Source organism: Streptomyces misionensis (genome assembly GCF_007896895.1).
Classification (GTDB): Bacteria; Actinomycetota; Actinomycetes; order Streptomycetales; family Streptomycetaceae; genus Streptomyces; species Streptomyces misionensis_A.
The window spans coordinates 3,145-9,701 of the sequence record NZ_VOGW01000158.1; the positions used below are offsets into that span (position 1 = coordinate 3,145).

A 6,557-nucleotide genomic window follows, 5' to 3' on the forward strand; every position below is an offset into this window, starting at 1 on the left:
ACACCCTCCCCGGTGACGGGGGTCGCGGGCTCCGGGGAGCCGGTCATGGTCAGCGTCGGATGGTCCTGCGGCGGGGCGGGCACCACCGAAAGGTCGTGTCCGCACGCACCACAGAAGAGGTCACCCGGCTCGACGGGCTCCGCGCAGCTCGGGCACGTGGCCGGTGCGGCCTGCTGGGGCTTCTGCGACATCAACTACACCCACGTCCGGGGGCGGTAACGGTTGGCCCGTTCCACCAGTTCGATCCTCTCCTCGCCGCCGGGCGCCAGCCGGGCCAGCGTCCGGTAGGCACGCTCCAGGCCGAAGCGCAGCCCCCGTTCGTCCAGTCCGCTGCCCAGCAGCACCCGCCCGCCGGCGGCCGGCCGGGCGGTGTCCGTGCCCCCGGAGAGTATCCAGTCCAGGGCGCAGCCGAGCACTTCCGCCGACAGCGACTCGCGCCGCGCCGGGTCCAGACCGTACGCCTCGAGGGCCTCGACCTGCCCGGCGGCGGCGGTCAGGTCGTCCAGGAACGGTACGTCACCCGTGCCCGCCGTGCGTTGTCTCAATCGCGCCCGCACCGCGGCGACCCGGGCGGCCGTGTAGTGGATGGAGGACTCCGGCACCGACTCCAGGGTGTGCACCGCGCCCTGCCGGTCCCCGGTGGCGAGCCGTACCCGGGCGAGCCCGAACGCGGCGCTCACATAGCTGAGGTCGGTGGCCCACACCAGGTGGTAGTACTCGGCCGCGTTGTCCAGCTGGCCCAGCACCTCGGCGCACAGGGCGAGCGCCAGCTTGGGCGCGGCCTCGCCGGGGAAGGCGTCGTAGACCGCGTCGAAGGCGAGGGCGGCGCCCTCGAAGTCACCGGTGACCAGGGCGGTCACGCCCCGGTACCAGACCACCCGCCAGTCCTCGGGCCGCTCCTCGTCCAGCGCCGCCAGGCCGGCCAGCGCGCCGCACCGGTCGCCGGTCTCCAGCCGGGCCCGCACCTGCCGCAGCCGGGTCTCCGGGGTCTGCGCGGGCGCCGCCGCGAGCGCCCCGATCAGCTCCCCGGGCGCCGAGGCCACCAGCCCCGCGAGGAAACCCGCGTTGGGGTCCCCGGGATCGACCAGCGGCACCGGCAGCGCGAGCGCGGCGGCCGGGAGATCGACCGGCCGTACCAGGGAGGCGACGGGCGGCGCGGCCACCGCCACCGGGCGCCGCCTGCGCCGCCCGGTGGTCTCCCGCGCCCCCAGCCGCGACACGTCGCCCGCCAGCCGGGGGAACAACTCCGTGTCGGGCACCCGCATTTCGGGGCCGAACAGCGTCGACAGGGCGGGTCTGGCCTGCCCCGACCGCAGGGCCACGACCTCCCGCAGCACCCCCGTCAGCTGCTCGGCCATCTCCTGGGCGGAACCGAAGCGGCGGGCCGGGTCGGGGTCGGTGGCGCGCACCAGCAGCCGGTAGAAGGACTCGTAGCGGAGGAAGACCTCGATGGTGTCGGGGTCGGGCAGCGAGTCGGCGTGGACGGTGGTGTAGCCCTGGAAGTCGAAGGTGAGCACGGCCAGGGTGCGGCCCACGGTGTACAGGTCGCTGGCGACCGAGGGGCCGGTCTCGGCGACCTCGGGCGCCTGGTAGCCGACCGTGCCGTAGATCGCGGACTCGTCGTCGTCCATGCGGCGCACCGCGCCCATGTCGATCAGCTTGAGCTGGTCCCCGGTCTGGATCGCGTTGTCGACCTTGAAGTCGCAGTACAGCAGGTTGCGGCTGTGCAGGTGGCCGAGGGCCTCCAGGGCCTCGATGCCGTACGCGCAGGCCTGTTCCACCGGCAGCGGATCGCGCCTGCCCTCCGGTGTGCGGCGGGCGTTGGCGATCTCCTTGAGGGACTTGCCGCCCAGGTACTCCATGACGATGTAGCCGTCGAGGGAGCCGGTGCGCTGGTCCAGGTGCTCCACGAAGTTGTAGATCCGCACGATGTTGGCGTGCTCGATCTCCGCGAGGAAGCGCCGCTCGGAGATGGCGGCGGCCATCGCGTCCTGGTCCCCGGTGTCCAGCAGGCCCTTGAGCACCACCCACCGGTCGGAGACGGCCCGGTCCACCGCGAGGTAGATCCAGCCCAGGCCGCCGTGCGCGAGGCAGCCGGCGACCTCGTACTGCCCGTGCACGACGTCCCCGGCCTTCAGCTTGGGCACGAAGGAGTACGGGTGCCCGCACTTGGTGCAGAACCCCTCGGTGCGGCCCGGCCGTTCGCCCCGCGCCCGGCCGACCGGCGCACCGCAGTCCGACCGCGAACAGAACCGTTTGCGTTCGGGGACCTCGGGGTCCGCCAGGACCATGGTGCGCGGGTCCGGCCGCGGCACCTGCGGCACGTCCACCAGGCCCGCGCCCAGCCGCCCCCGCCCCGAGGCGGAGCCCGAGGAGGAACCGGAGCTGCGCACCGACACCGAGCGGCTGGTGGAGCGGCCCGACAGGGAGCGCGACAGCCGCCCGGAGACCGAACGGCGCGAGCGGGCGGACTGCGAGGAGGTGCGCGCGCTCGGGGCGCTGCCGGAGCCGCGGCTGCCGGCCGCGCCCCGGGTCACGCCGGTGGGTGGCGAGCCGACCGGCCCCGCCCCGGAGGCGGGACCACCGGCCGACACCACGGGCGCCAGGCCGCACAGGCCGCAGTACAGCTCGCCGCCGCCGACGTCCTCGTACGCCCCCGTGCAGCCCGGCCGCTGACAGGCCCGACCGGCCCCGCTCACGACTGATCCCCCCTACGGTCCTCCGGCGCCCCGTCCAGCAGTTCGGCCGCGGCCCGCTGGTAGCGCAGCACCGCCTGCCCGGCCACCCGCAGATCGCAGGGCGCGCTCCACAGCATCCGCCGCGCGGCGTCGTACCGCTCCACCAGGAAGGGGTCCTCGGCCAGCCCGTGCCGGGCCACCTTGGCCTTGTAGGCGTCGAGCCGGCCGCGCAGCTCGGCGCGGACCGCGAGCGGCGCGGTCACCGCGGTCAACTGCTCCCGGGCGCGCAGCAGTTCCTCCTCCGCCTTGCGCTCCAGGGACTCCAGCAGCGGGGACAGCCGGTGCCACTGGCCCTGCCTGCGGTACTCGGCGGCGGTCGCCAGCTGCTCCTGGAGCACGGTCGGCGGGCCGCTGACCACCGGCACCTCGGTCGCGGCGATCTTCGCCAGCACCTCGCCGCGCGCGGTGCGGGCCTCCGCGAGGGTGCGGTCGGCGCGCGAGAGCACGTCCCGCAGCCGGATCAGCCGGGCCTCGGCGTCCTGGCGCACGGTCAGCACCGCGTCGATCTCCCGCCGCACGTCCTCCAGGGCGCGCGCCTCGCGGTCGTACACCGTGGTGTCGGGGCGGCCGCCGCCGGGCGCCGAGCTGCCCTCGGCGGGCACCCAGAAGGCCAGCGGGTCGGAGACCACGTCCGCGCGCAGCCGGGTCAGGGTGCGGGTGATCCGCTCCAGGTCGTCCCCGGCCGGGTGCTCGCCGGGGCGCACGCCGACGGAGTGCGCGAGCTGCCGGGTGCGCTGGAGTTCGGCGGCGAGCAGGTCGATCCGCGCGGGCAGCGCCGACCAGACCGCGTCGGCGGCGACGACCAGGTCCAGGCTGCTCGCGTACAGCTCGTTCATCCGGTCCACCAGCTCGGCCAGCGAGAAGCTCTCGCTGAGCCTGCCGTCGCCGGGACCGGCGAGCGCGACGCAGGTGCCGCGCAGCAGCCCGGTCAGCTCGGTCAGGTCCTCGCGGCTGGACCAGCGGCGCCGGGCGCGGATCTCGCGGGCGCCGCGCAGCGCGTCCGTGTAGGCGTCGAAGTACGACCACAGCAGGGTGATCCGCGCCTCGGCGGCCCGCCAGCGCTCCTTGGTGACGCCGGTCAGTTCGGCGCCCTCCAGGAGTCTGCGGCCCGCGTGGTCCTGGAGGGCGAGCAGGGAGGTCTCGATGGCCTCGTGCTCCTGGCCGAGCCGGGCCAGCGCACGGTCCACCTCGTCCCGGTCCATCACCGGCCCGGCGGGGTCCGTGACGCCCATCGATCACCTCTCGCTTGCTGTGTGTTCCGGTCGGCTGCGGTTCAACTGGTGCGCAGGTACTGCGGCGCGGGCGGCCTGGAGGCCGAGGAGTCCCTTCCCAGTGTCGCCGACAGCCATGTGTCGTACGACGCCTGCCAGCCGCTCGCGCGGTAGGCGACCAGCACCCGGTTGACCCGGCGTACCAGATCGGTGGCGTCCTTCTTCATCGCCACTCCGTAGTACTCGGTCGTGAACGGCGCGCCCTTGAGTTCCACGGTCGGGTCCTGGGCGGCCTGGCTCGCGGCGAGGGCGCCGTCGGTGACCACCGCGTCCACCTCGCCGAGCTGGAGCCGGACCAGGCAGTCCAGCTGGTTGGGCACGGTGGTGGAGATGTCGGTGGAGGCGGGCAGCGTCCCGGACTTCCGGTCCGCCTCCAGCTTCGCGTACGCCGTCGAACCGGCCGCCGTGCACACCTTCTTGCCGGCGAGCGTGTCGTTGTAGCCGGTGACGGGGGACGACTTGGGCGCGAGGACCTGCTGCCCGGTCTTGAAGTAGGGCGCGGAGAAGGCGACCTGGCCGAGCCGGTCGCAGGTGATGGTCATGGTGCGCACCACCATGTCCACCCGGCCGTCCTGGATCGCCGGGATGCGCTGGTTGGTCGGTATCGCCTTGAACTGCACCGCGTCCGGGTCGCCGAGGATGTCCTGGGCGATGCGGTGCACCAGGTCGATGTCGAAGCCCTCCAGCCGGGCGCCCTCGGTGTTCGGGTTGCGGTAGCCCCAGCGGTAGCTGTTCTGGTCGACGCCGACGATCAGCTTGCGCTTGGCGCCCTCGCGGGCCTTGATGGCGTCGATCGCGGGGCCGTCCGCGCCGGATGGGGCGAGCGTCTGGTTCTGCGCCTCGCCGTCCTCGCAGGCGCCGGCGCGGACCTGGCTGCCCTCGGCGAGCTGCCGCCCGGCCCGGTCCGGCGCGTGGTGGTGGTGCGCGGCCAGGGTGCGCGGCAGCAGCAGGACGAACGCCAGCGCCAGCGCGCACAGGACCGCCATCGTGCCGACCCCGCCCCAGCCGCGCAGCCGGCTCACGCCCATCGCCTCGCCCCTTCTCACCGGTACTCCGAAAGCCTGCGGCCGATCCCGGCGAGCGCGCCCGCCGCGCCGAGCAGGGCGAGCACGGCCGCGCCGGCGGGCAGCCCGGTCATGGCGTCCCGTCCGGCGGTGGCGGCCCGCCGGAACCGGGCCTGCTCGTGGCCGATCGCGCGGGCGAGGTCGCCGTCGACACCGTCGAAGCACTCCCCGGTGGTGCCCTGGGCGCCGATCACCTTGTCCAGCGCCTGCTGGTAGTCGCCGCTCTCGTCGTCGGTGCGCGCCGCGGTGTGCCGCTGGCGCCACAGCGCCGCGCTGTCCTGGGCCGCCTTGACGGGCGCGGTGCCCCCGGAGTCGTCGGCGAGCCTCGCCGCCTGGTCCAGTCCCTTGCCGAGCACCGCCATGTCCTTGTCGAAGTCGTGGTAGTAGGCGTCGTACTGCTCGCCGTCGACCGTGACGGTCTCGGCGCCGCGCGCCACCAGGCTCAGGTTCTCGTTGCCCCGCGCCTTCAGGGAGGCGATGCGGGCGTCGTGCAGGACGGTCAGGGAGCGGATGCCGTGGTCGTAGGAGCCGTCGAGGTCGGACCGGGCGACGGTGTGCCCGACGGTCAGCCAGAGCAGGGCGACCATGGTGGCGGAACCGGCGGCGACCAGCCCGCGGTTGAGGACGCGGTTGGTGCGCAGGCGGTCGCGGCGCTGGGCCCAGCCGAGCGCGGCGAGCGCGGCCACGCCGAGCGCGATGGCCGCCCACGGGTACGGCGTCGCGTCCGCGTAGTCGGCGTCCAGACGGGCGTTCTCCCTGGTGTACAGCTCCTCCGCGGCCGGCAGCATGTCCTGCTGCATCTTCTCGTTGGCGTAGCGCAGATAGGCGCCGCCGACCGGATAGCCCTGCCGGTTGTAGGTGCGGGCCCGCTCGATCAGGCCCTTGTACTCGGGCAGCAGCCGGTTCAGCCGGGCGATGGTGGCCTCGGAGGGGGAGCCGGGCTCGGCGTTGGCGGCGGCGGTCACCAGGCCGCCGGCGGCGGTGCTGATGTCCTTCTCGTACCGGTCGCGGGTGGCGGCCGGTTCCGCCCCGCCCGCCAGGAAGCCGCTGGAGGCGGCCGTGTTGGCGTCGGCCAGCGAGCGGTAGATGTCGGCGGCGCCGGAGCTGAGGGGCTGGCTGCGGTGCAGCACGTCGTCGGCGGCCGACGCGCGCTGGCTGCACTGCCAGGCGGTGACCGCGCCGAACGCCACGACCAGCAGGGCGAGCACGGCACCGATGATCCGCAGCCGGCCCGGCTCGGTGGTCGCGGCGGCCCGCAGCCGGTCGGTGCCCTCGGCGAACGCGGAACGCCGTGCGGGCGGGGCGGGCGGCAGGGACGGCGGTGGAAAGTGCGGCCCGTCCGGTGGTCTCGCAGGCGACGAGCGTCTGCGGGGTGGGGCCGGGGGAGGGGAGTGCGGCACGAAGGGCGGCGGTCTGCTCGTTCTCCTCCCGCGGCAGGGCCAGCAGCCAGGTGCCGACGGGGCCGGCGGGGGCGAGCCGGGTCA

General features: G+C 74.8%; 5 protein-coding genes. All 5 read right to left on the reverse strand.

Translation table 11 applies throughout. From position 1 onward, the window contains the following. On the reverse strand, window positions 1-191 hold a 191-nt coding region (locus FRZ03_RS39820), incomplete at its 3' end, for a zinc ribbon domain-containing protein (RefSeq protein WP_222443410.1). 3 nt (window positions 192-194) lie between these two features. After that, complete coding sequence (locus FRZ03_RS25970; RefSeq protein WP_146467556.1) at window positions 195-2,699, reverse strand: serine/threonine-protein kinase; 2,505 nt, start codon at window positions 2,697-2,699, stop codon at window positions 195-197. Continuing rightward, window positions 2,696-3,970: a coiled-coil domain-containing protein gene (locus FRZ03_RS25975; protein ID WP_146467557.1), complete on the reverse strand. Its 1,275-nt coding sequence runs from the start codon at window positions 3,968-3,970 to the stop codon at window positions 2,696-2,698. Before FRZ03_RS25975 ends, FRZ03_RS25970 begins: the two co-directional genes overlap by 4 nt. Window positions 3,971-4,011: 41 nt before the next feature. Continuing rightward, the gene (locus tag FRZ03_RS25980; protein ID WP_146467558.1) at window positions 4,012-5,037 is read right to left on the reverse strand and encodes a glutamate ABC transporter substrate-binding protein; all 1,026 of its coding nucleotides are present in this window, start codon (window positions 5,035-5,037) and stop codon (window positions 4,012-4,014) included. Between the two features lie 14 nt (window positions 5,038-5,051). Further along, window positions 5,052-6,473 (reverse strand): hypothetical protein, encoded by a 1,422-nt coding sequence (locus tag FRZ03_RS25985; protein WP_398661120.1) that lies wholly within the window; start codon window positions 6,471-6,473, stop codon window positions 5,052-5,054. Window positions 6,474-6,557 lie beyond the last annotated feature (84 nt).

Bases quoted from the DNA above. Each gene is read 5' to 3' on its own strand.
- FRZ03_RS25980 (WP_146467558.1), bottom strand. From the start codon at position 5,037: ATGGGCGTGAGCCGGCTGCGCGGCTGGGGCGGGGTCGGCACGATGGCG.
- FRZ03_RS25975 (WP_146467557.1), bottom strand. From the start codon at position 3,970: ATGGGCGTCACGGACCCCGCCGGGCCGGTGATGGACCGGGACGAGGTG.